This window comes from Pseudomonas sp. SAS7, assembly GCF_052112345.1.
GTDB classification, from domain to species: Bacteria; Pseudomonadota; Gammaproteobacteria; order Pseudomonadales; family Pseudomonadaceae; genus Aquipseudomonas; species Aquipseudomonas putida_Q.
In genome coordinates this window covers 96495-121882 of record NZ_JBEGGO010000010.1, presented here as the reverse complement: position 1 = coordinate 121882, position 25388 = coordinate 96495, and the positions used below count along the sequence as shown (strand labels likewise).

Here is a 25388-nt window from a genome sequence, read left to right as displayed (position 1 = left end):
CGACCGTGAAACATGCCGTCACCCCATGACGACGGCGTACTGAATTGGATTACTTGGCAAGTGCCAGCTTGGCGACCTGCGGTGCCGGCTGGTAGCCCGGAATGACCTGGCCGCTTTCGAGGACGATAGCCGGCGTACCGTTGACGCCAATCGACTGGCCAAGCTGGAACTGCTTGCCGACCGGGTTGGCGCACTTGGCGGCCTTGATCTCTTCACCTTCGACCATCTTGTCCATCGCCCCGCGGCGGTCGCTGGAGCACCAAACAGCCTGCAGCTGCTGGTCACCCGGCGAGCCGAGCCCCTGGCGCGGGAAGGCGACATAACGCACTTCGATACCGCGACGGTTCAGCTCGGGCACTTCGGCGTGCAGCTTGTGGCAATACGGGCAGGTAGTGTCGGTGAACACGGTGATGTGCGACTTGGTCTCGCCCTTGGCAGGATAAACCACCATCTCGGCCGCTGGAATGCCGTTGATGAGTTTGGCAACACCCTGGCGTTCGGTCTTCTCGGTGAGGTTGACCGGCTTGCCGTCCTGGATCTGGAACAGATAGCCCTGCATCACGAACTGGCCGTCGGCGCTGGCGTACAACACGCGGCCGCCCTGCAGCTTGACTTCGTACAGGCCGTTTAGCGGGCTGCTGGCCACGCTTTCTACCGGTACTTCCAGCTCGAGGTTCTGCAACGATTTACGGATGGCCTGCTCGGCACCGGCATTGCTATCGGTTGCCGCAGCAACGGCAAAGGTACTGGCCAGCGCCAACGCGGCGGCGGCGAAAAACTGGGTCACGCGCATGGGAACTCCTGAAGGCGGACAGGGGCCGGAGGGCGCCACCTGCGGAAAATACGCGGTGGCCGTGCGGCCCTTGGTGCAAACCGCCCAAGCCTACCACATCACACCACCGGTGAAGGGGCTCGCAAGGACCAGTCGGCGGAACATGAAAAACATTCATCCACGCGGGTGGTGCTGCGCGTGCAACTGCTGCAGGCGGGCTTTGGCAACGTGGGTGTAGATCTGGGTGGTCGACAGGTCGCTGTGGCCGAGCAGCATCTGCACCACGCGCAGGTCGGCACCATGGTTGAGCAGGTGGGTGGCGAATGCATGGCGCAGCGTGTGCGGCGACAACGGTTTGTCGATGCCTGCCACCCGGCCATGGTGCTTGATGCGGTGCCAGAAGGTCTGGCGGGTCATCTGCTCGCCGCGCTGGCTGGGGAACAGCACGTCGCTGGGGCGGCCATTGAGCAACTCGGCGCGGCCATCGCGCTGGTAGCGCTCCAGCCACACCACGGCCTCTTCGCCCATGGGTACCAGGCGTTCCTTGCTGCCCTTGCCCATCACCCGCAGCACACCTTGACGCAGATTGATCTGGTCGAGGGTCAGGCTGACCAGTTCGGTGACACGCAGGCCGCAGGCATACAGCACTTCGAGCATTGCCCGGTCACGCTGGCCAATGGCTTCGCCCAGGTCCGGGGCCTGCAACAGGGCTTCCACGTCGGCTTCGGACAGCGACTTGGGCAGCGGCTTGCCCAGTTGCGGCATGTCGACCTGCAGGGTCGGATCTACCGCCACCAGCTTTTCCCGCAGCAGATAGCGGAAGAAACCGCGCAGGCCGGACAGGAAGCGCGCCGTGGAGCGTGGCTTGTAGCCCTGATCGAGGCGCCAGGCGAGGTGGTCGAGGATCAGGTCACGCCCGGCGTCGGGCAGGGAAACCGAATGTTCCTGCAACCAGCCGTTGAACAGTGCCAGATCGCTGCGGTAGGACACGCGGGTGTTGTCGGACAGGCCTTTTTCAAGCCACAGGGCGTCGAGAAACTGGTCGATCAGGGGGTGGTCTAGGGCGGGCATTCGGGGCTGCTGGGTATTGGACGTTGGCTTAGTGTTTCACAGCAGCTGACAGGTTGTCGTGATCAATCGGAGTCTGATCGGCTGACACCGCTCCCACAGCGACCGCGTCAGCCGATGAAGAAGCTCAGGCCTGGGGCAAAACGGGGACCGGGCGCTTGTCCTCGTCAATGGCGACAAAGCTGAACACCCCATGGATCGCCCGCTCACGGCCGTCCAGGTACATGTTCTCGACAAACACGTCCACCTGCACCTGCAGGCTGGTATTGCCGACCTTGATCACCGAACCCACCAACTCGACGATCGAGCCCGCCGGGATCGGGTGCTTGAAGTCGATGCGGTCGGTGGACACGGTCACCAGCGGCAGGCGGCAGAAGCGCGTGGCGGCAATGAACGACACTTCGTCCATCCAGGCCAGGGCAGTACCGCCGAACAGGGTGTTGTGGTGGTTGGTGGTGTTGGGGAACACCGCCTTGGTCACGCGGGTCACCGACAACTCGGTGCGGCGCTGGATTTCCTGGTCTCGGGTAGTCATGGCATTCACATCTTCGGGGTTCAAAACGCAAAAAAGCAGCCCGAAGGCTGCTTCTTTCTCGCTAGGCGGCCTTGGCCACCGGGCAAACTGTACTCAGGACAGTTTTTCCTTGATGCGAGCGGCTTTGCCGGACAGGTCGCGCAGGTAGTACAGCTTGGCTTTACGCACGTCACCACGACGTTTCACGGCCAGGCTGTCGATTTGCGGGCTGTAGGTCTGGAAGGTACGCTCTACGCCAACGCCGCTGGAGATCTTGCGCACGGTGAAGGCGCTGTTCAGACCGCGGTTACGCTTGGCGATAACAACGCCTTCGAACGCCTGCAGACGGGAACGCTCACCTTCCTTCACTTTAACCTGGACAACAACGGTGTCGCCTGGTGCGAAGGTCGGGATTTCCTTGCTCATCTGCTCGGCTTCGAGCTGCTGGATGATCTTGTTGGTCATGCTGTGCTCCTAAGATGGATACGCGATCCACCATCGATACGTTTAACTATCGTCCCGCTCGCGGAGGTATTCCTCGAGCAGCTTCTTCTCTTCTCCAGAAAGCGAGCGACTTTCCAGAAGATCGGCGCGTCGTTCGAAGGTCCTACCAAGGGACTGCTTCATCCTCCAACGCCGGATATGTGCATGGTTGCCACTTAGCAACACGTCGGGAACACGCTGATCCGCATACACCTCAGGTCGGGTGTAGTGCGGGCAATCGAGCAGACCGTCGGTGAAGGAATCTTCTTCCGCCGAGTCCACATGCCCTAAAGCTCCGGGCAGCAGCCGTGTAACCGCATCGATCAGTACCATGGCCGGCAGCTCGCCACCGGAAAGCACATAGTCGCCAATCGACCACTCCTCATCGACATGAGCCTCGATAAAGCGCTCGTCGATGCCTTCATAACGACCGGCGATCAGGATCAACGATTCCTGTTCGGCCAGGCCTTTGACCGCCTGCTGAGTCAGCTTGCGGCCTTGTGGCGAGAGGTAGATCACCTTCGCCGCAGCTCCGGTCGCTTGCCTGGCGCTAACCAGGGCGTCTTCCAGAGGCTTGATTTTCATCACCATGCCCGGACCACCGCCAAACGGCCGATCATCTACCGTGTGGTGACGATCTACGGTGTAGTCCCGCGGGTTCCAGCAAGTCACCTGAAGCAACCCCTGTTTCACCGCGCGGCTGGTAATGCCGTACTCCGTGATGGCCGAGAACATCTCGGGGAACAACGTGATGACGTCTACGCGAAGGTTACCCATCGTTTAGAAGTCCGCGTCCCATTCAACCCGCATCACGCCTGCTTCCAGGTCGACGTTGAGCACGCATTGCGCCGTGTAGGGCAACAGACGCTCGCGATCATCCAGGCTGCCTGCGCAGGGCTTGACCACCATTACATCGTTCGCACCGGTCTCCAACAGGTGATCGACCTTGCCGAACAGCTGTTCGTCCTGGTTGATGACCTTCAGACCTACCAACTGGTACCAGTAGTACTCGTCGGCTGCCAGGTTGGGCAAAAGGCTCCGCGCAATGCAGATTTCGTAACCGCTCAGAAGACGGGCTTCGTCACGATCATCGAGGCCTTTCAATTTCACGACCAGGCCCTTTTGGGAGCCACGACCGCTGACCAGTTCGACCTGCTTTACCTTGCCTTCGTGCCGAAGCGTCCAGCCGGGATAATCCAACAGGTTTTCAATCGGATCGGTAAAGGAATACACCTTCACCTCGCCGCGAACGCCGTGAACCGAAAAAATCTTGCCAACGACGATGAGGTCGTCAGCCTTTTCTGGCGTCGCGTTCATACTGTTCAGGCAGCGGCCTTGGCAGCGTCCTTCAGCAGCTGAGCAACACGCTCAGACGGCTGTGCGCCCTGGCTCAGCCAGTAGGTGACGCGCTCTTGGTTGACCGACAGTTTGACTTCGGCGCCCGATGCGATCGGGTTGAAGAAGCCAACGCGCTCAACGAAACGGCCGTCACGGGCGTTACGCGAGTTGGTCACGGTCAGGTGGTAGAATGGGCGCTTTTTCGAGCCGCCACGGGCCAGACGAATGGTTACCATGTGAACATCGTTCCTATAGTCGGTGTTGCAGTTTGTACTGCAAATCTGAATGCCAAATAGGCACACGGGTGCCCAAAAGGCCGCATATTCTCGGGGAATACACGGACATTTGCAAATGACTTTTTCGGCAAGGCATCGCCCCACCGTCCAGATTTGCCGGTTTAGCCGCTAATCCACGGCAGTTGCCCCGCCGGGGCGGGGGTTCTGGAAGCCTGCCCAGCTAAAGACAGGCCCCCGGAATAGGGGTTACAGCTTCGGCATGCCGCCGCCTGGCAGCATCCCGCCCAGGCCACGCATCATCTTGGCCATGCCGCCTTTGGCGGAAAATTTCTTCATCATCTTCTGCATTTGCTTGTGCTGCTTGATCAGCCGGCCGATGTCCTGCACCTGGGTGCCGGAACCCAGGGCGATACGACGCTTGCGCGAGCCACTGATCAGGTCAGGGTCGCGGCGCTCGGCCGGGGTCATGGAGTTGATGATCGCTTCCATCTGCTTGAACTGCTTCTCGGCCGCGCCCTGGGCGTTGCCCATCTGCGACAGGTTGACCCCGCCAATGCTCGGCAGCTTGTCCATCAGGCCGCCCAGACCGCCCATGTTCTTCATCTGTTGCAGCTGGTCGCGGAAGTCTTCGAGGTCGAAGCCCTTGCCCTTCTTCAGCTTCTTGGCCAGCTTGTCGGCCTTGGCCTTGTCGATGGTCTGCTCGGCCTGCTCGATCAGGCTGAGCACGTCGCCCATGCCGAGGATGCGCGAGGCGACGCGGTCGGGGTGGAACGGCTCGAGGGCCTCGGTCTTCTCACCCATACCGATGAACTTGATCGGCTTGCCGGTGATGGCACGCACCGACAGTGCAGCACCGCCACGGGCGTCACCGTCAACCTTGGTCAGCACCACGCCGGTCAGCGGCAGGGCCTCGCCAAACGCCTTGGCAGTGTTGGCGGCGTCCTGGCCGGTCATGGCGTCGACCACGAACAGCGTCTCGATCGGCTTGACCGCAGCGTGCAGCGCCTTGATCTCGTCCATCATGTCGGCGTCGATGTGCAGACGGCCGGCGGTGTCGACGATGACCACATCGATGAACTTCAGCTTGGCTTCGCGGATGGCCGCTTCGGCAATGGCCACCGGCTTCTGGCTGATGTCGGACGGGAAGAAGGTGACGCCGATGTCGTTGGCCAGGGTTTCCAGCTGCTTGATCGCCGCAGGGCGGTAGACGTCGGCGGACACCACCATCACGCTCTTTTTCTTGCGCTCTTTAAGGAAGCGCGCCAGCTTGCCGGCGGTGGTGGTCTTACCCGCGCCCTGCAGGCCGGCCATCAGTACCACGGCAGGCGGTGCGGCATTGAGCGCCAGGTCTTCGTTGGCCGCGCCCATCAGGCTTTCCAGCTCGGCCTGGACGATCTTCACGAACGCCTGGCCCGGGGTCAGGCTGCGCGACACTTCGGTGCCGACCGCACGCTCCTTGACGCTATTGACGAAATCCTTCACCACCGGCAGGGCAACGTCGGCCTCGAGCAGGGCCATGCGCACTTCGCGCAGCGTGTCCTTGATGTTGTCTTCGGTCAGCTTGGCCTTGCCGGTGACATGGCGCAGCGTCTGTGACAGGCGGTCGGTCAGGTTTTCGAACATGGTGATCCTTTCAGGCCTAGTAAAAGCCGAGGTTTGTCAGGCACCCTGGGGGAAATACACACCCGCCGGGCACAGCAAGGCGGCGATTATAGCGAAGTGCGGCGGCGGCGCACACCTTGGGAGATATTCGGTGGCTGCACTGCCCACTTCGCGGGCACGCCCACTCCCACAGGATTTCAACCCTGTTGCGGACCTGCGCGGTACCTGTGGTAGCGGGCGAGCCCGCGAATGCCCTGAGGCAAGCCTTCAGTCTTCCTTGATCAGCGGAATCTATGCCAAACTCCGTCTCTTTAAGGCTCGTCAACCAGGACTTATGGTCTCCTCTCCCAGCCTCATCCCCAACCTGATCGCTGCCGGCCTATATATAGCGGCGGCCATCTACCAGGGCTCGCACCTGGCCCAGGGCCGCAAGTCCGACAAGCGCCTGCTCGTCCTGCTGGGTACCTTCGCGGTGCTCGCCCAGGCCGGTGCGCTGTACTTCCAGCTGATCACCCCGCTGGGCCTGAGCCTGGACTTCTTCAGCGCCGCCAGCCTGATCGCCGTGGCCGTCATCGGCCTGACCCTGCTGGCCTGCCTGCGCATACCGGTCGAAAACCTGCTGGTGCTGCTGTTCCCGCTGGGCGCGGTGACGGCGCTGCTGGCGCAGTTCGCGCCGCCTGGCACCGTACCGCTGATCAACGAAGAGCCGGGCATTCTCGCGCATATCCTGCTGTCGATCCTGGCGTACGGGCTGTTCACCATCGCGGTGTTCCAGTCGCTGCTGCTGCTGCTGCAGGACCACCAACTGAAGAACAAGCACCCCTCCGGGCTGATCCGCAACTTCCCGCCCTTGCAAACCATGGAAAGCCTGCTGTTCGGCTTCCTCTGGGCCGGCTGGTGCCTGCTGTCGTTGTCGCTGATCTCCGGCTGGCTGTTCCTCGACAACCTGTTCGCCCAGCACCTGGTCCACAAAACCTTGCTGGCCTGTGTCGCCTGGGTGGTTTTCAGCGTATTGCTGTGGGGCCGCACCCGCTTGGGCTGGCGTGGTCACAAGGCCATCCGCTGGACGCTGGCCGGTTTCTGCCTGCTGATGCTGGCCTATTTCGGCAGCAAGCTGGTTCGCGAATTCATCCTGCATATCTGACGGCCGCTCATGGACACACTGCCGTACGCACCGCTACTCGGCACCCTGGCACTGGCGCTGCTGTGGTCGGCGCTGTTCACCACGGTGGATGCCGCCCGCCTGCAGCTCAATGGCTCGCTGCGCGCCCACGACGACCAGCCGGTGCTCCCGGCACAGGCCCTGGTGCTGTGCGCCAGCCTGGGCAAGCTGCTGGTGTTGGGCCTGGCCTGCCTGGTGGGCCAGCGCCATAGCGGCGAGCACGGCTTTTGGCTGGCAGGGCTGGCCGCCACCCTCACCCTGCTGGTGTTTGCCGAATACCTGCCGCGGCGCCTGGCCCGGCGCAACCCGCAGGCATGCGTGAACCTGGGTACCAGCCTGCTGAAAGTGCCCCTCGCCCTGTTGCAGCCACTGGCTTGCCTGCTGGACGGTTTCGCCAAGCTGCTCCTGCGCCCGTTTCGCCTGCAACCCACGGCCGTGGCCTTGCACCCGCAGGAAGCCGATGACTTCGACGACGACGACGAGCATGAAACACCCCGCCATGGCCTGCTCGACGGCTTGCAGTCGCTGGACAAGATCACCGTCAACGACATCCTGGTGCCGCGCAACGAAGTGGACGGCATCAATCTCGACGAGCCGATCGAGCGCATCATCGAGCAGTTGATCGTCAGCCGCCACACCCGCCTGCCGGTCTACCACAACGACATCAATCAGGTCGAAGCCATCCTCAACACCAAGCTGATCAGCCACCTGCTACCCAAGGGCGAGCTGACCCTGGAGGCACTGCACGGTGCCTGCTACGAACCCTATTTCGTGCCAGAAAGCACGCCCTTGCAAATGCAGTTGCTGAACTTCCACAAGCAACAGCGCCGGCTGGGTGTGGTGGTGGACGAGTACGGCGAGGTGCAGGGCATCGTCACCCTGGAAGACATCCTCGAAGAGATCGTTGGCGAGTTCGAGGACGAACAAAGCCTGGAAAACCCCCACGTACACCCCCAACCCGATGGCACCTTCGTCATCGACGGCAACGCCTCGCTGCGCGAAATCAACCGCACCCTGGGCTGGCACCTGCCCTGCGACGGCGGGCCGAAAACCCTCAACGGGCTGGTTACCGAAGCGCTGGAAAGCATCCCGGAAAGCGCCGTTTGCCTGAAGATCGGCCGCTATCGCCTGGAAATCCTCGAAACAGAGGACAATTGTGCCAGCAAGGTACTGGTGTGGACCGTGACCCGATAGCTATACTCGGGTCACGCTTACCCAGCCCCGCCGCCACGCCTGCTACCCGCACCCGGCGTTTCACGGCCAGTCCGCTCCACTGACACGCCCTGCGGTCCTGCTTCAACACCCCGAACAGTGCCCGCGCCGCCCCTACCCCCCTTGGGCTATCGTCAGTCGGGCGCACACAACAACAAAACGCTCCGGCGCCCGCGCAACCGTGCCTGCCCTTTTGCTCAGCACACCGCGCGGGCCACGCCCATGGAGCCGGACCAGACTGTTAGGGACCTACTTAATGACAAGCAGCACCTACGCCGAAGCGCCTGCCACGCCGGTCAACTCGCCCGCCCGGGTAGCCACTGCCAGCTTCATCGGCACCGCCATCGAGTTCTACGATTTCTACGTGTACGCCACCGCTGCGGCCCTGGTGATCGGCCCGGTGTTCTTCCCGTCCGGGTCGGGCACGGCGCAAATGCTGGCGGCCTTCCTCACCTTCGGCATCGCCTTTCTCGCCCGCCCGCTGGGTTCGGCGCTGTTCGGCCACTTTGGCGACCGCATCGGCCGCAAATCGACCCTGGTTGCCTCGCTGCTGCTGATGGGCGTGTCCACCACGGCCATCGGCGTGTTGCCAGGCTATGACAGCATTGGCGTGTGGGCGCCGATCATCCTTTGCCTGCTGCGCTTTGGCCAGGGCCTGGGCCTGGGCGGTGAATGGGGTGGCGCGGCGTTGCTGGCCACCGAGAACGCCCCGGAAGGCAAGCGCGCCTGGTTCGGCATGTTCCCGCAGCTGGGCCCTTCGATCGGCTTTTTGGCCGCCAACGGCCTGTTCCTGACCCTGGCCCTGACGCTCAGCGACGAGCAGTTCCGTGAATGGGGCTGGCGCATTCCGTTCCTGCTCAGTGCCGCGCTGGTGCTAGTGGGCCTGTATGTGCGCCTGAAGCTCGAAGAAAGCCCGGTATTCGCCAAGGCTGTTGCCCGCCACGAGCGGGTGAAAATGCCAGTGGTCGAGCTGTTTTCCAGCTACTGGCTGCCCACCCTGCTGGGCGCTGCGGCGATGGTGGTGTGCTACGCGCTGTTCTATATCTCCACGGTGTTCTCGCTTAGCTACGGCGTGACCACGCTGGGTTACAGCCGCGAGACGTTCCTTGGCCTGCTGTGCTTCGCGGTGGTGTTCATGGCCCTGGCCACGCCGCTGTCGGCCTGGCTCAGCGACCGTTACGGGCGCAAGCCGGTGCTGATCGTCGGCGGCCTGCTGGCCGTAGCTTCGGGCTTTGCCATGGAGCCGCTGCTGACTTCGGGATCGACGACGGGTGTGGCGCTGTTCCTGGCCATCGAGCTGTTCCTGATGGGCGTGACCTTTGCGCCGATGGGGGCACTGCTGCCCGAGCTGTTCCCGACTCACGTGCGTTATACCGGGGCTTCGGCGGCGTATAACCTGGGCGGGATTGTCGGGGCCTCGGCGGCACCGTTCTTTGCCCAGAAGCTGGTGAGCATGGGCGGGTTGAGCTGGGTGGGGGGCTATGTGTCGGCTGCGGCGGTGATCAGCCTGATTGCTGTGCTGTGCCTGAAAGAGACCCGTAATACCGAGCTGTAAGCAATGGGGACCGCGTTGCGCCCCATTCGCAGCACAAGGCTGCTCCTACAGGGACGTGCGTTGCCGTTGTAGGAGCAGCCTTGTGCTGCGAATGGGCCGCAACGCGGCCCCCTGCGGTTTCGAATCAGAACTCGACCTTTACCGCCTGCGAAGCGCGGGTCGCCTTGGCCCGCGCCAGCTCGACCGACTCATCACGCGCCAGGCACACGCCCATGCGGCGGGTGCCGTTGATTTCCGGCTTGCCGAACAGGCGAATGGCGGTATCCGGCTCGCTCAGCGCTGCACCCAGGTTGGCGAAGCTGGTCTGTTGCGACTGCCCTTCTGGCAGGATCACCGCCGACGCCGACGGGCCAAACTGGCGCACCACTGGAATCGGCAGGCCGAGAATGGCCCGGGCATGCAGGGCGAACTGCGACAGGTCCTGGGAAATCAGGGTGACCAGGCCAGTGTCATGCGGGCGCGGCGACACTTCGCTGAACCACACTTGGTCGCCCTTCACGAACAGTTCCACGCCAAACAGGCCACGACCGCCAAGGGCATCGGTAACAGCCTTGGCCACGCGCTGCGATTCGGCCAGCGCTTTCGGGCTCATGGCCTGCGGCTGCCACGACTCCTGATAGTCGCCCTTTTCCTGGCGGTGGCCAACCGGCTCCAGGAAGGTGGTACCGCCGACGTGGCGCACGGTCAGCAGGGTGATTTCGTATTCAAAGTCGATAAAGCCCTCGACAATCACCCGGCCCTTGCCGGCGCGGCCGCCTTCCTGGGCGTAGTCCCACGACTTCTGCAGGTCGGCGTCGCTGCGCAGCAGGCTCTGGCCTTTGCCCGACGAACTCATCACCGGCTTGACCACGCATGGGTAACCGACATCGGCCACGGCCTTGGCGTAGTCTTCATAGGTGTCGGCGAAATGGTACGGCGAGGTCGGCAGGTCCAGCTCTTCGGCGGCCAGACGGCGGATGCCTTCACGGTTCATGGTCAGCTGCGTGGCGCGGGCTGTCGGCACCACGTTGAAACCTTCGCTTTCCAGCTCGACCAGGGTGGCGGTGGCGATGGCTTCGATTTCAGGGACGATGTAGTGCGGCTTCTCGGCCTCGATCACCGCGCGCAGGGCAACGCCATCGAGCATGTTGACCACGTGGCTGCGATGCGCCACTTGCATGGCCGGGGCATTCGCGTAGCGGTCGACGGCAATCACTTCGACGCCCAGGCGCTGCAGCTCGATCACCACTTCCTTGCCCAACTCGCCACAGCCGCACAGCAGTACACGGGTCGCGGTAGGCGACAAGGGGGTTCCGATACGGGTCATTTCAGGTCCTCGAAGGCGTCCGGGGCCGCGCCAGGCTTTGCGCCGCCCGCTGAAAAAGGACCGCCATTCTACACCATCAACCGGCCACGGCAGCCCGTCGGGCGCGAAATGCCATGGCCAGCCACACGGCAGTGACACCGGCGAACTTCGACGCCATGGCGGTGCCGATCACTGCCGGGGTAAGAGCGCCGATCATGCCGAAAAAGATGAAGGTATCCACCGGGATACTCAGCGCCGAGCTGAGCCACAGGCGGTCGCGCAGCGGCCGGCGGGTGATGCTGAACACCAGCCAGTCGATCAGCTCGGAAATGAAGAACGCGGTGGCGCTGGCCAGGGCGATGGCCGGTTCCGAGGTGACATAGGACAGCACCAGGGCCACCAGCATGGCAACCAAGGCGCCATGGCCGAAGCGGGTCTGCACCATGTCGCGCAGGATGAACACCAGGCCGCCCCAGGCGGACCAGATGATGTCCAGGTGCGGGGCGCTGGAAAAGGCGTAGTTGATCAGCACTACGCTGCTGATGTAGGCAATCAGATAGAACATGGCTGGTAGTCTGTGGGCAAGCCGTACAGATTACCGCTGGCGCCCTCGACAGGCAACGCCGTCCCTGTAGGAGCGGCCTTGTGTCGCGATGGGCTGCGCAGCGGCCCCGGGGTTTCTGATGCACACCGAAGATTGCAGGGGGCTGCTGCGCAGCCCATCGCGACACAAGGCCGCTCCTACAGGATGATGCCGGCCTCTACTGCCCGTTCATGGCACAGTTTCAGCACCGCCCGGCGCTCATCGTTGTCCATCCGCCCCCAGCGGCCAATCTCCGCCACGGTACGCTGGCAGCCGGTGCAGATATCCTGCTCGTCCAGCGCACAAATGCTTACGCACGGCGAGGCCACCGGCCGCTCTACCACATTACTCATCATCAACCACCAGCTCCTGGGCATAACGCTGGGCATTGTGCACGTAATGCGCGGCACTGGCTTCAAGCATGCGCTTCTGCTGCTCGGTCAGTTCACGTACGACCTTGCCGGGCGAGCCGACCACCAGCGAACCGTCGGGGATTTCCTTGCCCTCGGCGATCAGCGCGTTGGCGCCGATGATGCAGTGTTTGCCAATGCGCGCGCCGTTGAGGATCACGGCATTGATACCGACCAGGCTGTAGTCGCCCACCGTGCAGCCGTGCAGCATGGCGTTGTGACCAACGGTCACGCCCTTGCCCAGGGTCAGCGGCGAGCCCATGTCGGTATGCATCACCGTGCCATCCTGCACGTTGCTGCCTTCGCCGATATCGATCAGCTCGTTATCCCCACGCAGCACCGCGCCAAACCACACGCTGGCATTGGCCTGCAGGCGTACGTTGCCAATCAGCGTGGCGTTGGGTGCGGCCCAACTGGTGGGGTGGCTCTCGACCCGCAGGTCGCCCAGGCGGTATTTCATGCATGCTCCTCAGGCTGGAACGCAGACGGCGAGGTAGGCCCCGCTCAGTTTTCGATGTAACGCTCTGGGGGCTGGTGCAGGCTGATGCCGGCATCAAACAGTACGTTGACCAGTTCGACGATCATGATCGCCGACAACCCCCAGATCTTGTATTCGCCATAGCGGTAGCTGGGCACATACCAGCTGCGCCCTTGATAATCGATACGGTGGGTATGGTCGCGCGGGTCCTGGCGGAAGAATTCCAGCGGCACGGAGAATACTGCCGCGATTTCGGCATCGTTGGCGCGGTATTCGACGAAGTCGGGTATAAGCCCGACGAATGGCGTCACTTTAAGGCCATGCAGCGAAATAAGCGGGCTGAGCGGGCCTACCACTTCCACCAAGCCAGGCGGCAAGCCGATCTCTTCCTCGGCCTCGCGCAGGGCGGTAAACACAAGGTCCGGGTCTTCCGGGTCGCGTCGGCCACCCGGGAAGGCCACTTCGCCACCATGGGTGGACAGGCCCTTGGCGCGCAGGGTCAGGACCAGCTCGGGCGCTTCGCTGCGGGTAATGGGCAAAAGAACCGCCGCTTCGGGGAACCGCCGGTCGGTTTCCAGTGATGCGGGTTGGTGATTGCTCATTCGGCGAAGTAGCTCGTCCAGCATTGCGCACGCTCGTATCCAAGGCCTGCCTTGCATGATGCACCAAAGCCGCGAAGCACCCAAGCCCCTGCGCTTGCGGCGGCCCTGCCGGCGCGCCAAGATAGCCTTGAACAAAAGGGAACCTCACATGAAATTCTGCAGCGCGTGCGGCCAGCCGGTCACTCAGCGGATTCCCGAGGGCGATAGCCGCCTGCGGTATATCTGCGAGTCTTGCCAGACCATCCATTACCAGAACCCCAACATCGTCGCCGGCGTGCTACCGACCTGGGGCAGCCAGGTGCTGCTGTGCCGGCGTGCCATCGAACCACGCCGCGGCTTCTGGACCCTGCCCGCCGGCTTCATGGAGAACGGCGAAACCCTCGACCAGGCCGCCCGTCGCGAAACCGTCGAGGAAGCCTGCGCCCGGGTCGGGCCGATGAGCCTGTACCAGCTGTTCGATTTGCCGCACATCGACCAGGTGCATGTGTTCTTCCGCGCTGAGCTGGCAGACCTGGCGTTTGATGTGGGTGTCGAAAGCCTGGAAGTGCGGTTGTTCGAGCAACATGAGATACCGTGGGGCGAGCTGGCTTTCCGCACCGTCACACGCACACTAGAATGCTACTATCGCGACCGCATCGGGCAGCATTACCCCATAGGCCATGAGTACCTGCCACCGATGAACGTCTCGACCTCGACCTCTACTTAGAAGAAGCCTTCAGGGATACCGTTACATGCGCTGGTTGCTTGCCATTTTCTGCCTTTGCGTTACCTCGGTGTCCCAGGCGGCCTTCACCGAGACCATCATCCGCAAGCCCGTGCCGGCAGCGCAGACGCCGTCGCCTTCGCAGCAGGCCATGCAACCGCTGATCGACAAAGTGCTGGTGATCAAGTCCGAGCGTCGCCTACAGCTGATCAGCCGTGGCGAGCCGCTGAAAACCTACCGCATTTCCCTGGGCAAGCAACCAAAGGGCGCCAAGGAACGCGAAGGCGACAAGAAAACCCCTGAAGGCCTGTACTGGCTGGACTGGCGCAAGCAAAGCGACCGCTTCAACCTGGCCATGCACATCAACTACCCGAACGTAAGCGATGCCGCCCGCGCCACCCGCGAAGGGGTCAGTGCCGGCAGCATGATCATGATTCACGGCACGCCGATCAACGACGAGTACCCGGAGTGGTATTTCCACACCCTGGACTGGACCGATGGCTGCATTGCCATGCGTAACCGTGACATGCAGGAAGTGTGGGAGCTGGTGCGCGATGGCACGCTGATCGAAATCCGGCCCTGAAGAGAAACACAGTCTCGTGTAGGAGCAGCCTTGTGCTGCGAAGAGGCCATTGCAGACGAAGATAATCTTTAGCCATACGGGCCTCTTCGCAGCACAAGGCTGCTCCTACAAGGTGAGGCGGCCGCCGGAGTTATGGTGAAAGACAGTTGCTCCCACAACTTACCAGCGCAGGTCGCGTTGCCCTGCCAGCGCCTGCAGCCCCAGCCACTGCGCACCTCGTAACAAGGGCACCAACGCCGCCTCCGGCTGCAGCTCGAACCCCACCTGGGCCCGCCGCCCTGGCAGGTCAGCATCCACGAACAGCTCATGCTGCCCCTGCTGCGCCAGCTGCCCACGCAGGTGCCAGCCACTGCGGCAGTCCATTTCCAGCCACCCCTGCCCCAGGCCCAGCGACCACGGTTCGCTCAGCGCCAGGTCGCTCACCGTGAAACGGCCTTCGCTGCCCAGGCATTGCCGCCCTGCCCCTTGCATGCGGAGTGTGCCCTGCCACGGCCCGGCCAAGCGGTAATCCGTGGCCACCGTCGCCTGGGCGCCCATCGCCGTTGCCTCCAGCCGCCAGCGCCACGGCCAGCCTTCGGCGCGCAACTGCCAGGCCTGCCCCTGGAACCCCAACTGCGCAGTCGCCTGCAAGCCCCAAGGCTGCACCGACCAGCGCAGGGGCCCCACTGGCCCCAACTGTTGTGCCTGCCCCTGCCACAGGCTGCCGCTGGCCTCGCGCACTGGCAGACCTGCCCCGCGAGCCACCCAGGCGGCGGGCAATTCAACGAGCAAGGTCAGGCCGAAAACCATCAGCACCCACGCCACACCTTTACGGCTCATGGCTGCACCACTAGGTCGAAGCGCAACGCCTTGCCATCCTGTTCCAACCCCCATTGCAGCGGCGTTGCGCCCTCTTCATGCAGGGACTGCAACCAGCCTTGCAGCACCCGCTCATCGGCCACCTGGCCACGCAGTTGCCAGGCCTTGCCTTGCACATCGACCTCGGCCAATACAACCTGCCGCGCCTCGGCCGACTGCTTCAGGCGCTCCAGGCTCAAGCCCGTGCCGCCATTCAGGCTTGCGGCTTGTTCTGCCAGCCCCCGCCATTGGCTCACCTCGCGCCATTGCGCCAAGCCCTCGCGCAGGGCCAGAACGGTCAGCAACAACGCAATCAGCAACCAGGCGAACTTCAGCCGATGACGCTGCATCCAGTCCTGGTTCATGCGGCGGCTCCCAAGTCGAACACCACTTCGCCACCTTGTACCTGTACGGCAGCACCGGCAGCGTTGGCCATGTCTTGCCAGGGTGGCGTGGCGCCGTCGCCCTCTAGCCGCAGGTGCCAGCGCTGGCCATCGAAGTGCACCGCCTGCAGGCGCCAGCCGGGGTGACCGCGCAGCCAGGCCTGCAAGGCTGCCTGCAGGTCTTCGAGCTGGCGGGTGCGTACTTGCTGCTGAAGCTCGCTTTCCCGCAGGCGTTTTAGGGCCTGCGCGGCGTGCCGTGGGCTGGCCTGCTCACCCGTCACGGCAAACACCTGGGCGCGCCAGAGTTGTGCCTGGCGCCACTGCTGGTTCAACCACAGCCCGCCCCAGACTGCCGCCAGTACCAGGCAGGCGGCCAACAGGCGTTGCTGCGGGCGTGAAACGACGGGCAACGAAGGTGCCTTGCGAGCGCGCTCGAACAGGCCGGGCATCGCGTCGAGCGGTGCCAGCGTGCCTGGCCAGTCACCACTCAGTGGCACGCTTTGCAGGTGTGCCCAGGGTTGCTGCGGCGCTTCCCCCAGTGCTTGCGGCCATGCCAGCCAATGCTCCTGCTCGCCCTCGGCCAGCCCTTTGTACAAGGACATGCCGGGCGTGCGCTGCCAATGCCAGGCACTGCCTGCCTCAGGCCTGGGCAGCAACTGCAACTCGGCCCAGCAACGTTCTACCTGCAAGCCCCATACGCCACACTGTCCGCGCCAGTCGTCCAGTTGCTGACGCGCCACCACCAGCAAGCGAAGGTGCCCGGGCTGACGGGCCAGGCAGGCGCAGGCCACCTCGTCGGGCGGTTGCAGCAAGCGGTCTTCGAGCAACAACGGCCACTCCTCACGCTTGAGCCCGGGTGGGGCAGGCACGTGGAAGACGCTACAGGCCTCGGCAGGCAGAACAAGGGCAACCCGGGCTTGCAGGTTAGCCGGTGGCTCACCCTGCCCCTGGTTTTGCACGATGCCGCCCTCGGCCAGCGCCCAGTGCCAGACAACACCTGGGCGCAGCAACAACCACGGTTGAGCAGGTGCGCGCTGTCGCCATTCAAATTTCATGAGCGCCCCCACGGGAGGGCGAAGGTGCAGACATAGGGTGCTCCATCACGCTGCAGTTCCAGGCGCACGCCACGGCCGGGGTGCGCAGGTTGGTCAGAAGGCCAGGCCAGCCACTGGCCGCCCTGGTAATAAAGGACGTTCATGGCGCCAACCCCGTCGAGCCGCTCACGCTGGACCCAGCGCGGCGTGGCGGCGGCGTACAGGTCGACCGAGCTTTCCAGCAGCAGGCGCTGCTCACGGGCCTCGAAGCGCAGCCGCTGGCGTTGCAGCCGCGAGCCACCTTCGGCTTCCGGCAGGCCGGTGGTGGCGACCCACTGTAATTGGTTGCTTGCCGGTTGCCAGTCCAGCCAGCGGCTGGCCAGGGGCAGGCGCTGGTCGTAAACGCGGCGCAGCACCGGGCTGTCGAAACGCCGCTCAAGGGCCAGGCAAAAGTCCAGCACCGAGGTTTCCTGGCTGATCACTTGCAGGCGTTCGCGCACTTTCATCCAGCCATTGACCAACGCAGCGAGCATGATGCCGAGCAGGACAGTCAGGGCCAGGGCGACCATCAGTTCGATCAAGGTCAGGCCTGCCTGGCGGCGCTTCATGTATTGATGCTCGGGTTCAATGCCTGCACAGAACCTTTGTAGGAGCAGCCTTGTGCTGCGAAGAGGCCGGAATGACTGGCAGATTTGCTGTGGCCACACTGGCCTCTTCGCAGCACAAGGCTGCTCCTACCGGGTCCGCGCAGTGGTGGCGAGCTTTTCATGGGCGTTCCAGAAACACGGTGTACTGGCCCAGCGGCAGGCGCTGGTCGCGGTCAGCGAACAGTTGCAGTTCGCCACGGCGCAGGTCGCGCACGCCAGTGCGGCGCAATTGCAGTTGCCAATGACACGGCTGGCCACCTTGCATCAGTTCACCCTTCACCTGGTTGGCAGAAGGCCAGAATTGCTCGACGGCAAAACGGGTTTCCAGTTCGCGCGCACACAATAGGCCAAGGCGATGTTGTTGCAGGTTGTGCTGCACGGCCAGGCGCTGACGCAGGACCTGGCTGGTGATCACCGCCAGCACGGCGGCGATCGCCAGGGCCACCGTTACCTCCAGCAAAGTGAAGCCACGCTGATGTTGCTTCATGGCGCAACCGCCACCTGCAAGCGCCCATCGCGGCCCCACGCCCATTGCTGGCTGCCATCGGCCCAGCGCCAGCGCACGCTGCCCGGCTGCGCCCAGCCGTGCGGGGTGAACAGCACGTGGGGCTGCGGGCTGGCGGGCCAGTCCGGGTGCAGGCCCCTGGGCCAGTCGCCAAGCCCGACCGCCTCGGCCACCCAGGCATTGCCCTCACGCCGCACGAACTCCGGCCGTTGGCCATTCCAGCGCAGCCCACGCAGTTGCCCGGCATGCCGGGCCAGCGCCGCCTGGGCCCGGGTTTCGCTGGCCAGGCGTTGCAGGGCCTGATCGACACGCGCCTGGCCGCTGCCGAGCCCGGCCACTGCCAGGCCTGTCATCAGCCCGGCGATGGCCAGCACCACCAGCAATTCGATCAGGCTGAAGCCCCGCTGACGGCTCACCCTTACAGCGCCCAGTTACCCAGGTCGGCATCCTGGCCTTCACCGCCCGGCTGGCCATCGGCACCCAGCGAATACACATCGACCCGGCCATGCTCACCGGGCATGCGGTACTGGTACGGGGTGCCCCATGGGTCTTCCGGCAGGCGGCGCACATAGCCGTCACTGCGCCAGGCCCGCGGCAGCGGCTCCTGGCTCGGCTTTTTCACCAGCGCGATCAGGCCCTGTTCAGTGCTGGGAAAGCGCAGGTTGTCCAGGCGGTACATGTCCAGCGCCTGCTCCAGGGTGGCCAGGTCGGCCATCACCTTTTGCTTCATGGCCTTGTCCTGGTTGCCCAGTACGCTGGGCGCGACCACGGCGATCAGCAGGCCGATGATGAAGATCACCACCATGATTTCCATGAGGGTGAAACCGCGCTGGCGGTTACGTTGATGCTGCATGGCAGTACTCCTTGTATTCACAGTTGCAGGCCCTGGTTGAGTTGCATGATCGGCAGCAGCACTGCCAGCACGATGAACAGCACCACGGCGCCCATCACCAGGATCATCAGGGGTTCGAACAGCGCCATGGCGGTATCCACCTGGCGGGCAAAGCCACGCTCCTGGTCGTCGGCCACGCGCTCAAGCATGTCGGCCAAAGTGCCGCTGGCCTCGCCGCTGCCGACCATGTTCACCAGCAGCGGCGGGAATTGCTGGCTGGCATCCAGCGCACGGTGCAGGCTGGTGCCGCCCTGCACTTGCTGGCGGACCTGCTCCATGGCCAGGCGGATACGCCGGTTGCCGACGGTTTCGGTGGCCACTTGCAAGGCTTCGAGCAGGGCCACGCCGCTGCCGCTGAGAATCGCCAGGCTGCGCGCCAGGCGTGCGCTTTCCAGCACCTGCAACAGGCTGCCGATACGCGGCAGGCGCAGCAGCATCTGGTCGCGGCGCAGGCACCAGTGCGGCTTGCGCAACAGCAAGGTGCCGAGCACGCCCATCAATAGCGCCAGGCCCAGCAACCAGGGCCCGACCTGCACCAGCCCCTGGCTCAGGCCGATCAGCAACGCGGTGATCAGCGGCAGGCTTTGCCCGGCGTGGGCAAACTGTTCTGTGAGCTTGGGCACGACAAAAGTCATCAGGCCAACGACCACGGCAAGCGATACGCCCATCAGTACGGTGGGATATATCAGCGCAGTACGCGCCTTGTGCTGTTGCCGTTGCACCTGTTCAAGGTGGTCGGCCAGCCGGGTCAGCACCTGTGCCAGGCGCCCGGAACGTTCGCCGGCTTCGACCAGCGCGCAGTACAAGCCAGTGAATGGCGCCCCCTGGCGCGCCAGGCTACGGGCCAGGCCCAGGCCTTCGGCAAGGGAGCCGCGCAGGGCCACCAGCACACTGTGCAGGGCAGGTTGACGCAACTGGCGCTCAAGGGTGCCCAAGGCATCGACCAAGGGGATGCCGGCACCGGTCAATGTGGCCAGCTGACGGGTCAGTTCACACAGCTGGGCACGGCTCAAACGCTGGCGCCGGGGTTGTCGATTACCGCTGTCCTGGCGCTGCAACTGGCGGGCAAACAGCCCCTGATCGCGCAGCAACTGGCGCGCATGGCGTTCACTGTCAGCCTGCAGGCTGGCCTTGCGGGTCTTGCCGGTGAGGTCGACGGCCACGTAGCGATAAGTCGGCATGGTTCAGCCCTGCACCACACGCAGCACTTCGGCCAGGCTGGTCTCGCCACGGGCCAGGCAGTCGCTGGCCATTGCGACCAGGCTCTGCCGGCGCCCGGCCAGGTAATCCTGCATGGCCAGTTCACTGGCGCCGTCATACAGCAGGCCGATCAGCCCGGCATCCAGTTCGATGAATTCGTACAGGCCCAGGCGCCCGACATAGCCGCTGCCCTGGCACTGCTCGCAGCCCACCGCGTGGTAGCTGCTGCCCAGCGCCGTCAGCTCTGGCCAAAGGTCACGCTCGGCACTTTGCAGCGGCTGCGCCACGGCGCAACTGCACAGGCGTCGCACCAGGCGCTGGGCCAGCACACCGCGCAGGCACGAGGCGATCAAAAACGGCTCGATGCCCATATCGCGCAGGCGGGTCACCGCACCCACCGCACTGTTGGTGTGCAGGGTCGACAGCACCAGGTGGCCGGTCAGGCTGGCCTGCACGGCAATCTGCGCGGTTTCCTGGTCACGGATTTCGCCGAGCATGATCACGTCCGGATCCTGGCGCAGGATCGCGCGCAGGCCACTGGCGAAGGTCAGCCCCGCACGCGGGTTGATGGCGGTCTGGCCAATGCCGGCGATGGCGTACTCCACCGGGTCCTCGACGGTGAGAATGTTGCGGCTGCCATCGTTGAGGCTGTTGAGGCTGGCATACAGGGTGGTGGTTTTGCCCGAACCGGTCGGGCCGGTGGACAGCACGATACCGTTGGGCCGTGCCAGGCAACTGCGCAGGCCCTGCAACACCGCGGGCGGCATGCCCAGGTTGCCCAGCGCGAGCAAGCTGGCCTGCTTGTCGAGCACACGCATGACCACGCGTTCGCCATGAATACCGGGCAGCGTCGAAACCCGCACATCCACCTCGCGCCCTGCCGCGCGCAGGGTAATACGGCCGTCCTGGGGCTGGCGCTTCTCGGCAATATCCAGCCGTGCCATGACCTTGATCCGCGACACCAGCATGGCCGACAGCGCACGCGGCGGGCGCAGCACTTCGCGCAGGTGGCCATCGACGCGCAGGCGCACCACCAGGCTTTGCTCGAAGGTTTCGATATGGATGTCCGAGGCGCGAAGGCGCAGGGCCTGGCCGAACAGGCCGTTGATCAGGCGGATCACCGGGGCTTCGTCATCGCTTTCCAGCAGGTCTTCGACTTGCGGCATCTCGCTCATCAGGCTGTCCAGGTCGACCTGGTCGCCGATGCCTTCGATCAGCGCTTGATTGGCGCCATCGCCGGCCTGGTAAAGCTGGCCCAGGCGCTCGTCGAACACGGCAGGCTCCAGGTATTCGAGCATGCAGGGCTGGCCATGTACCCGCAGCAGTTCCTGCAACTGGGCACTGTCGGCGTCGGGCCGCAGCCACAGCTGCCAGCCCTGTTCCGTGGTGGTCATGGCCACCCCGCTCTGGCGTGCCTGGCGATACGGCAACATCACCAGGCACCGCCTTCGAGGCGTGCGCGGCTGGAGGGGAACACCTGCAACAGCGGCGTGCCCTCTGCAAGGTCCGGCAGTTGCAGCGGTGTGGTCTGCTGCAGGGTGCGGTATTTGTTTTCGCTGAGCCCGGCCAGGCTCGGCCCGTCCCGCAGGATGCGCGGGCGGATGAACACCATCAGGTTCTGCTTGGTGTTCTTGCTGGCATCGGAGCGGAACAGCCGGCCCAGGTATGGGATGTCACCGAGCAGCGGCACGCGCTGGTTGCTGGTGCTCAACTCGTCGCTGATCAGGCCGCCGAGAATGACCAGGCCATTGTCTTCGACCATGACCTTGGTCTTGATCTCGCGCTTGTTGGTGATCACGTCGCTGGCCGCGCTGGACTCGGCAATCGACGACACCTCCTGAACAATGTCCAGGCGCACGCTGTTGTCGATGTTGATCTGCGGCTTGATGCGCAGCTTCACCCCGACCTCTTTGCGCTCGATGGTCTGGTACGGGTTGGCGTTGTTTTGCGTGACCGAGCCGGTAACGAAAGGCACTTCCTGGCCGACCAGGATCGACGCTTCGGCGTTGTCCAGGGTCAACAGGGTGGGCGTGGACAGCAGGTTGAAGCCGCTCTTGCCCTTCAGTGCATTGACCAGCATGGCAAAGTTGAACCCGCCACCGAAATGGCCGATGCCCGCCGTGGCGCCGGTGGTCGCGGACAACAGGTCGCCAAGCGCCTCGTTGTCACCACTGGCAGCAGCCCCGGCGATATTGGCGATGTTCACCCCGTTGCTGCCGAAGTTGACGATGCCGGCGCCGAATTTTTCGTCGGCAAACAGCCATTGCACACCCAGCTCCTGGGCGCTGCTGTCGGACACCTCGGCGATGATGGCTTCCACCACCACCTGGGCACGCCGGATGTCCAGCTGTTCGACGATGGTGCGGTAGGCGGCCAGCTCGCTGTCGGGGCCGACCATGACCACGGCGTTGGTACCTTCTTCGTACTCCAGGCGAATGCCCGGGCCACCGGCGGCGGCCATTACCGGCCTGTCCTTGCCCTCGCCTTCGCCCGCGCCTTCAGCCGGCGCCATGCCTTCCTGGCTCAGCCCGCGCAGCACCTTGACCACTTCACCTGCATTGGCGTGCCGCAGGTAGATGACCTGGGTACTGCCGTTGCCAGGTGCTTCCTGGGGGCGGTCGAGCTGGCGCAGCAGGCTGGCGATACGGTCCAGATTGCTGCGCCAGTCGGTCACCACCAACTGGTGCGCCGCCGGGTACGGCGTGATCACCCCGACCCGTGGGTCGATCAGCGGTTTGAGGATACCCAGTACCTGCTCGCTGGCGGCGTTGCGCACATTGAATACCCGGGTAGCCACGCTGTCACTGCCTTCGCCCTGCTGCCCACCCGTCTCCACCGGCACCGGCTCCAGGCGCGCGGCCTGGTCGGGGACGATCTTCACGCTGCCGTTGGGCAGGTCGACAGTGGCGTAGCCCTGGGCGCGCAACTGCGCCAGGAAGATGTCGTAGATGGCATCGGCGTCGTGCAGGTCGACGGTGCGCACGGTGACCTTGCCCTTGACCCGAGGGTCGACGATGAAGGTGGTGCCGGTGATGCGCGACACGCTGTCGATGAACTCACCCAGTTCGGTGTCGACGAAGTTCACCTCGTACATCGGCGTGCCGTTTTCATCGAACACCGGCTCTTCGGCGCGGGCTTCTGGTAGGCCTACGGCCAGGGCCAGGCTCAGCACGGCGGCCACGCAGTATCTAACAGGCATCGTTCATCCTTGCCGCTTGAAGCCGGTCACGGCGGGGCGTGGCGGCCAGGGCAGGCGTTCACGCCGCCCCTGGTTGTTGAAAATCAGGCCATCGGTGTCGATGTCCTGCAGCACGATCCCCGGCGCCAGGCGCTGACCGCGGGCCAGGGTGCGCACCTGCTCGCCGTAGCGCAGCACCACCACACTGGAAGACAGCGGCTGCGCCCTGAGGCCGCCGAGGTAGTGCAATGGCAGGCGGGTAATGGCGATGGCGCCGTCGTCGATGGGCGCTTGCCAGTGCCCGACCATCAGCCCTGGCAGCGGGCTTACGGCTGCCGTCGGCGCCACGGCCGGTTGCGGATGGCGGCTCATTTGCAGCACGCACTGGGCGGCCAGCCAGCCGGCCAGCGTCAGGCCAGCGCCGGTGAACAAGCGCGAGGCGAGTGTCACGAGGCCAACTGCCGTGGGTGCCAACCCGGGTGCCCCTGCACGTAACGCACTTCGGGCAGTTGCAGCGGCGCCAGTTGCCAGTCGCCAGGTTGGCGGGCGAGCCAGGCTTCGACCCGTTGCCACAGGGGTTCGCCAGCCTGGCTTTCAAACTGCAGGCCGAAGGTGCGGCACAGGCCCTGCACCGGCTCCAGCCCAGTGATGCGCTTGCCTTGCGGGCTGTAGCTGACACCCCAGGCCTGGCCCTGCCAGCGCGGCAGGTCCTGGCTGTTGTCGAGCAGCAGCGGGTCGCCGAACAGCTGCTCTGCAGCGTTCTCCAGCACTTGTTCCACCTGCCGGGCCGGTGCTTCGACCACCGGCGCCGGGTAGCCACCGGTGAGGCTGATCAGGTGTTCCCGTGTGATCGACGCACCTGTGGGCAGCGGGTAGTCGTAACGCAGGCCCGGCAACAGCACGGGCATGCTGCTGTCATCGGCCAAGGCCTGATGCAGCAGGCGGTCCCAGCTGCCGCCACGGGTATCACGGCGCCACAAGGCCTGTGGCGCGCGGGCCAGCGGTTGGTCGAGCCACGCCGCGTGGCCGGCACGTTGCTGGTGCAGCTGTGCCTGCAATGCCCCGACACGCAGTTGCGCGGCTGGCGCCAGTTGCTGTTCAAAGGCCGGGAAGAAACGCCCATCGAACTGCCACAGCCCGGCCACGCGCTGGCAGCGCAGGCGGAAAGCACCGCTGCCCCGGCAACCGGCAAACAGCACCGGCACACGCCGACCACTGGCCTGGGTTACCTCGACGGGCGCCGGCCACAGGTCCTGGCCACGGGCGCACAGAAGTACATCGATTTGCGGCACCCGCTCGGCCAGCCACAGGCCGGGGCCGGTGCCGACATCGGCCATGGCCACCACCAGGTCGGCCTCGCGCCGGGCCTGCTCGAACACCGGCTGCAGCGACTGGTACCACAGTTTGAGGGAGGCTTTCTGGTCCGGGGCATAGGGGTCGGTCACGCCGACCACGGCAATCCGTGCGCCGCCGCGCTCGAAGACGTGCAAGGCCTCAAGGCCCAGGGCCTGGCGTTGCCCGTCCGCCAGGCCGGCGCCGAGGGTGACCGCCCGCGCCTGGCGATAAAGCCCGGCGCTGCGTTGTGGCCACAGCACACGCTCGTCACTGCTGACCCGCGCTTCGGTGCCCAGCAGTTGGCTGCCCTGCACCCCGCTTTCGCCTTGGGTCAGGTAGGCCAGGCCACTGCCGTTCCAGCCTTGGCCATTCTCCAGGGTCAGGCTGTTGCCTGCGCCGGCCTCGCCGCGCAGTTGCTCCAGCAGTGCCGCCAGCACCGCATAACCGCCCAGCTGCGCGGCGGCTGCCTGGCTGGCATCGAGCAGCGGTGCCAGTTGCGGGTAGGCAAGGCTGGCGCTGCTGCCGGTCATCCACGGCGCGCGGCCCAAGTGGCTGACCGGCCCCAGGCGGGTCGCTGGCACCACGGCCTGGCCGGGTTGGCGGGCATCGAGGGTATCGGCCACGTACAACAGGTCGAGCCGGGCGTTGCCGCCCTGCTGCCCTGGGAAGGCAGAACAGGCGCCGAGCAGCGGTGCCAATGCCCCGACACCCATCCAGCCGATCACTTCGCGCCTGTGCACACTGCTCGCCATCGCACCCGCCGTCCTTTTCCACATTCATTCAGGGCCCCG

The 25388-nt window shown here is 64.6% G+C and carries 30 protein-coding genes; 5 read left to right on the top strand and 25 right to left on the bottom strand.

The window, feature by feature from the left end; translation table 11 throughout:
• Nucleotides 1-49 precede the first annotated feature (49 nt).
• The 8 genes from ABI582_RS17530 to ffh all read right to left on the bottom strand — a co-directional run bounded on the left by ABI582_RS17530 (nt 50) and on the right by ffh (nt 6034).
• Nucleotides 50-793 carry a thioredoxin fold domain-containing protein gene (locus ABI582_RS17530; RefSeq protein WP_338746257.1) on the bottom strand — a complete coding sequence of 248 codons (744 nt, stop codon included), beginning with the start codon at nt 791-793 and terminating at the stop codon, nt 50-52.
• Nucleotides 794-946: 153 nt separating this feature from the next.
• On the bottom strand, nt 947-1843 hold the full coding sequence (gene xerD, locus ABI582_RS17525) for a site-specific tyrosine recombinase XerD (protein WP_442119824.1): 897 nt from the start codon (nt 1841-1843) through the stop codon (nt 947-949).
• A 124-nt stretch (nt 1844-1967) separates the two neighbouring features.
• On the bottom strand, nt 1968-2375 hold the full coding sequence (locus tag ABI582_RS17520) for an acyl-CoA thioesterase (protein WP_019470347.1): 408 nt from the start codon (nt 2373-2375) through the stop codon (nt 1968-1970).
• 93 nt (nt 2376-2468) lie between these two features.
• Nucleotides 2469-2819 (bottom strand): 50S ribosomal protein L19, encoded by a 351-nt coding sequence (gene rplS, locus ABI582_RS17515; protein ID WP_003252148.1) that lies wholly within the window; start codon nt 2817-2819, stop codon nt 2469-2471.
• Between the two features lie 42 nt (nt 2820-2861).
• Complete coding sequence (gene trmD, locus ABI582_RS17510; protein WP_338746254.1) at nt 2862-3614, bottom strand: tRNA (guanosine(37)-N1)-methyltransferase TrmD; 753 nt, start codon at nt 3612-3614, stop codon at nt 2862-2864.
• A gap of 3 nt (nt 3615-3617) precedes the next feature.
• Nucleotides 3618-4154, bottom strand: a complete 537-nt coding sequence (gene rimM / locus ABI582_RS17505) for a ribosome maturation factor RimM (protein ID WP_023047325.1) — start codon at nt 4152-4154, stop codon at nt 3618-3620.
• Between the two features lie 5 nt (nt 4155-4159).
• Nucleotides 4160-4411: a 30S ribosomal protein S16 gene (gene rpsP / locus ABI582_RS17500; RefSeq protein ID WP_008094480.1), complete on the bottom strand. Its 252-nt coding sequence runs from the start codon at nt 4409-4411 to the stop codon at nt 4160-4162.
• Between the two features lie 246 nt (nt 4412-4657).
• Entirely contained in the window at nt 4658-6034 is a 1377-nt protein-coding gene (ffh, locus tag ABI582_RS17495; protein WP_012270758.1) for a signal recognition particle protein, read from the bottom strand.
• A gap of 313 nt (nt 6035-6347) precedes the next feature.
• Between ffh and ABI582_RS17490 the strand changes: the two genes are divergently transcribed.
• The 3 genes from ABI582_RS17490 (at nt 6348) to ABI582_RS17480 (ending at nt 9942) form a co-directional block, all read left to right on the top strand.
• Nucleotides 6348-7157, top strand: coding sequence for a cytochrome C assembly family protein (locus ABI582_RS17490; RefSeq protein WP_019470346.1), 810 nt, complete (start codon nt 6348-6350; stop codon nt 7155-7157).
• 9 nt (nt 7158-7166) lie between these two features.
• Nucleotides 7167-8369 carry a transporter associated domain-containing protein gene (locus tag ABI582_RS17485; RefSeq protein ID WP_338746253.1) on the top strand — a complete coding sequence of 401 codons (1203 nt, stop codon included), beginning with the start codon at nt 7167-7169 and terminating at the stop codon, nt 8367-8369.
• Nucleotides 8370-8643: 274 nt separating this feature from the next.
• The gene (locus ABI582_RS17480) at nt 8644-9942 is read left to right on the top strand and encodes an MFS transporter (protein ID WP_338746252.1); all 1299 of its coding nucleotides are present in this window, start codon (nt 8644-8646) and stop codon (nt 9940-9942) included.
• Nucleotides 9943-10066: 124 nt separating this feature from the next.
• Here ABI582_RS17480 and purT read toward each other — a convergent pair whose 3' ends face one another.
• The 5 genes from purT to ABI582_RS17455 form a co-directional block, all read right to left on the bottom strand.
• Nucleotides 10067-11248 (bottom strand): formate-dependent phosphoribosylglycinamide formyltransferase, encoded by a 1182-nt coding sequence (gene purT / locus ABI582_RS17475; protein ID WP_442119823.1) that lies wholly within the window; start codon nt 11246-11248, stop codon nt 10067-10069.
• A 76-nt stretch (nt 11249-11324) separates the two neighbouring features.
• The gene (locus tag ABI582_RS17470) at nt 11325-11792 is read right to left on the bottom strand and encodes a VUT family protein (RefSeq protein WP_010952556.1); all 468 of its coding nucleotides are present in this window, start codon (nt 11790-11792) and stop codon (nt 11325-11327) included.
• 176 nt (nt 11793-11968) lie between these two features.
• Nucleotides 11969-12166, bottom strand: a complete 198-nt coding sequence (locus ABI582_RS17465) for a DUF1289 domain-containing protein (RefSeq protein ID WP_442119822.1) — start codon at nt 12164-12166, stop codon at nt 11969-11971.
• Entirely contained in the window at nt 12156-12680 is a 525-nt protein-coding gene (locus ABI582_RS17460) for a gamma carbonic anhydrase family protein (RefSeq protein WP_016501239.1), read from the bottom strand. The genes ABI582_RS17465 and ABI582_RS17460 overlap by 11 nt, the downstream gene beginning before the upstream one ends.
• 44 nt (nt 12681-12724) lie before the next feature.
• Nucleotides 12725-13324, bottom strand: coding sequence for a CoA pyrophosphatase (locus tag ABI582_RS17455; RefSeq protein ID WP_442119821.1), 600 nt, complete (start codon nt 13322-13324; stop codon nt 12725-12727).
• A 124-nt stretch (nt 13325-13448) separates the two neighbouring features.
• On the opposite strand from ABI582_RS17455, the gene ABI582_RS17450 reads away from it, so the two are divergent.
• On the top strand, nt 13449-14006 hold the full coding sequence (locus ABI582_RS17450) for an NUDIX hydrolase (protein WP_442119820.1): 558 nt from the start codon (nt 13449-13451) through the stop codon (nt 14004-14006).
• Between the two features lie 25 nt (nt 14007-14031).
• Nucleotides 14032-14586, top strand: coding sequence for a L,D-transpeptidase family protein (locus ABI582_RS17445; RefSeq protein WP_442119819.1), 555 nt, complete (start codon nt 14032-14034; stop codon nt 14584-14586).
• 159 nt (nt 14587-14745) lie between these two features.
• Here the strand turns inward: ABI582_RS17445 and ABI582_RS17440 are convergent, their stop codons facing one another.
• The 12 genes from ABI582_RS17440 to ABI582_RS17385 all read right to left on the bottom strand — a co-directional run bounded on the left by ABI582_RS17440 (nt 14746) and on the right by ABI582_RS17385 (nt 25349).
• A complete protein-coding gene (locus ABI582_RS17440) occupies nt 14746-15405 on the bottom strand; it encodes a hypothetical protein (RefSeq protein ID WP_442119818.1) in 660 nt (219 codons plus the stop codon).
• Nucleotides 15402-15788, bottom strand: coding sequence for a type II secretion system protein GspM (gene gspM, locus ABI582_RS17435; RefSeq protein ID WP_338746248.1), 387 nt, complete (start codon nt 15786-15788; stop codon nt 15402-15404). The genes ABI582_RS17440 and gspM overlap by 4 nt, the downstream gene beginning before the upstream one ends.
• Complete coding sequence (gspL, locus tag ABI582_RS17430; protein ID WP_442119817.1) at nt 15785-16861, bottom strand: type II secretion system protein GspL; 1077 nt, start codon at nt 16859-16861, stop codon at nt 15785-15787. Before gspL ends, gspM begins: the two co-directional genes overlap by 4 nt.
• Entirely contained in the window at nt 16858-17448 is a 591-nt protein-coding gene (locus ABI582_RS17425; RefSeq protein WP_442119816.1) for a prepilin-type N-terminal cleavage/methylation domain-containing protein, read from the bottom strand. Before ABI582_RS17425 ends, gspL begins: the two co-directional genes overlap by 4 nt.
• A 157-nt stretch (nt 17449-17605) precedes the next feature.
• Complete coding sequence (locus ABI582_RS17420; RefSeq protein ID WP_442119815.1) at nt 17606-17974, bottom strand: type II secretion system protein GspI; 369 nt, start codon at nt 17972-17974, stop codon at nt 17606-17608.
• Complete coding sequence (gspH, locus tag ABI582_RS17415; protein WP_442119814.1) at nt 17971-18408, bottom strand: type II secretion system minor pseudopilin GspH; 438 nt, start codon at nt 18406-18408, stop codon at nt 17971-17973. The genes ABI582_RS17420 and gspH overlap by 4 nt, the downstream gene beginning before the upstream one ends.
• 2 nt (nt 18409-18410) lie before the next feature.
• Complete coding sequence (gene gspG / locus ABI582_RS17410) at nt 18411-18845, bottom strand: type II secretion system major pseudopilin GspG (RefSeq protein ID WP_338746243.1); 435 nt, start codon at nt 18843-18845, stop codon at nt 18411-18413.
• Nucleotides 18846-18862: 17 nt separating this feature from the next.
• Nucleotides 18863-20065, bottom strand: coding sequence for a type II secretion system inner membrane protein GspF (gene gspF / locus ABI582_RS17405; protein WP_442119813.1), 1203 nt, complete (start codon nt 20063-20065; stop codon nt 18863-18865).
• Nucleotides 20066-20068: 3 nt separating this feature from the next.
• Nucleotides 20069-21517 (bottom strand): GspE/PulE family protein, encoded by a 1449-nt coding sequence (locus ABI582_RS17400; protein ID WP_442119812.1) that lies wholly within the window; start codon nt 21515-21517, stop codon nt 20069-20071.
• Nucleotides 21517-23283 (bottom strand): type II secretion system secretin GspD, encoded by a 1767-nt coding sequence (gspD, locus tag ABI582_RS17395; protein WP_442119811.1) that lies wholly within the window; start codon nt 23281-23283, stop codon nt 21517-21519. Before gspD ends, ABI582_RS17400 begins: the two co-directional genes overlap by 1 nt.
• Nucleotides 23284-23286: 3 nt before the next feature.
• Entirely contained in the window at nt 23287-23712 is a 426-nt protein-coding gene (locus tag ABI582_RS17390; protein WP_442119810.1) for a pilus assembly protein PilZ, read from the bottom strand.
• Complete coding sequence (locus ABI582_RS17385) at nt 23709-25349, bottom strand: lipoprotein UxpA (protein WP_442119809.1); 1641 nt, start codon at nt 25347-25349, stop codon at nt 23709-23711. Before ABI582_RS17385 ends, ABI582_RS17390 begins: the two co-directional genes overlap by 4 nt.
• Nucleotides 25350-25388: the final 39 nt, after the last annotated feature.

What these genes read in the sequence shown, in the direction of transcription:
- ABI582_RS17530 (WP_338746257.1), bottom strand. Translation starts at nt 793, where the DNA reads ATGCGCGTGACCCAGTTTTTCGCCGCCGCCGCGTTGGCGCTGGCCAGT.
- xerD (WP_442119824.1), bottom strand. Translation starts at nt 1,843, where the DNA reads ATGCCCGCCCTAGACCACCCCCTGATCGACCAGTTTCTCGACGCCCTG.
- ABI582_RS17520 (WP_019470347.1), bottom strand. Translation starts at nt 2,375, where the DNA reads ATGACTACCCGAGACCAGGAAATCCAGCGCCGCACCGAGTTGTCGGTG.
- rplS (WP_003252148.1), bottom strand. Translation starts at nt 2,819, where the DNA reads ATGACCAACAAGATCATCCAGCAGCTCGAAGCCGAGCAGATGAGCAAG.
- trmD (WP_338746254.1), bottom strand. Translation starts at nt 3,614, where the DNA reads ATGGGTAACCTTCGCGTAGACGTCATCACGTTGTTCCCCGAGATGTTC.
- rimM (WP_023047325.1), bottom strand. Translation starts at nt 4,154, where the DNA reads ATGAACGCGACGCCAGAAAAGGCTGACGACCTCATCGTCGTTGGCAAG.
- rpsP (WP_008094480.1), bottom strand. Translation starts at nt 4,411, where the DNA reads ATGGTAACCATTCGTCTGGCCCGTGGCGGCTCGAAAAAGCGCCCATTC.
- ffh (WP_012270758.1), bottom strand. Translation starts at nt 6,034, where the DNA reads ATGTTCGAAAACCTGACCGACCGCCTGTCACAGACGCTGCGCCATGTC.
- ABI582_RS17490 (WP_019470346.1), top strand. Translation starts at nt 6,348, where the DNA reads ATGGTCTCCTCTCCCAGCCTCATCCCCAACCTGATCGCTGCCGGCCTA.
- ABI582_RS17485 (WP_338746253.1), top strand. Translation starts at nt 7,167, where the DNA reads ATGGACACACTGCCGTACGCACCGCTACTCGGCACCCTGGCACTGGCG.
- ABI582_RS17480 (WP_338746252.1), top strand. Translation starts at nt 8,644, where the DNA reads ATGACAAGCAGCACCTACGCCGAAGCGCCTGCCACGCCGGTCAACTCG.
- purT (WP_442119823.1), bottom strand. Translation starts at nt 11,248, where the DNA reads ATGACCCGTATCGGAACCCCCTTGTCGCCTACCGCGACCCGTGTACTG.
- ABI582_RS17470 (WP_010952556.1), bottom strand. Translation starts at nt 11,792, where the DNA reads ATGTTCTATCTGATTGCCTACATCAGCAGCGTAGTGCTGATCAACTAC.
- ABI582_RS17465 (WP_442119822.1), bottom strand. Translation starts at nt 12,166, where the DNA reads ATGATGAGTAATGTGGTAGAGCGGCCGGTGGCCTCGCCGTGCGTAAGC.
- ABI582_RS17460 (WP_016501239.1), bottom strand. Translation starts at nt 12,680, where the DNA reads ATGAAATACCGCCTGGGCGACCTGCGGGTCGAGAGCCACCCCACCAGT.
- ABI582_RS17455 (WP_442119821.1), bottom strand. Translation starts at nt 13,324, where the DNA reads ATGCTGGACGAGCTACTTCGCCGAATGAGCAATCACCAACCCGCATCA.
- ABI582_RS17450 (WP_442119820.1), top strand. Translation starts at nt 13,449, where the DNA reads ATGAAATTCTGCAGCGCGTGCGGCCAGCCGGTCACTCAGCGGATTCCC.
- ABI582_RS17445 (WP_442119819.1), top strand. Translation starts at nt 14,032, where the DNA reads ATGCGCTGGTTGCTTGCCATTTTCTGCCTTTGCGTTACCTCGGTGTCC.
- ABI582_RS17440 (WP_442119818.1), bottom strand. Translation starts at nt 15,405, where the DNA reads ATGAGCCGTAAAGGTGTGGCGTGGGTGCTGATGGTTTTCGGCCTGACC.
- gspM (WP_338746248.1), bottom strand. Translation starts at nt 15,788, where the DNA reads ATGAACCAGGACTGGATGCAGCGTCATCGGCTGAAGTTCGCCTGGTTG.
- gspL (WP_442119817.1), bottom strand. Translation starts at nt 16,861, where the DNA reads ATGAAATTTGAATGGCGACAGCGCGCACCTGCTCAACCGTGGTTGTTG.
- ABI582_RS17425 (WP_442119816.1), bottom strand. Translation starts at nt 17,448, where the DNA reads ATGAAGCGCCGCCAGGCAGGCCTGACCTTGATCGAACTGATGGTCGCC.
- ABI582_RS17420 (WP_442119815.1), bottom strand. Translation starts at nt 17,974, where the DNA reads ATGAAGCAACATCAGCGTGGCTTCACTTTGCTGGAGGTAACGGTGGCC.
- gspG (WP_338746243.1), bottom strand. Translation starts at nt 18,845, where the DNA reads ATGCAGCATCAACGTAACCGCCAGCGCGGTTTCACCCTCATGGAAATC.
- gspF (WP_442119813.1), bottom strand. Translation starts at nt 20,065, where the DNA reads ATGCCGACTTATCGCTACGTGGCCGTCGACCTCACCGGCAAGACCCGC.
- ABI582_RS17400 (WP_442119812.1), bottom strand. Translation starts at nt 21,517, where the DNA reads ATGTTGCCGTATCGCCAGGCACGCCAGAGCGGGGTGGCCATGACCACC.
- gspD (WP_442119811.1), bottom strand. Translation starts at nt 23,283, where the DNA reads ATGCCTGTTAGATACTGCGTGGCCGCCGTGCTGAGCCTGGCCCTGGCC.
- ABI582_RS17385 (WP_442119809.1), bottom strand. Translation starts at nt 25,349, where the DNA reads ATGGCGAGCAGTGTGCACAGGCGCGAAGTGATCGGCTGGATGGGTGTC.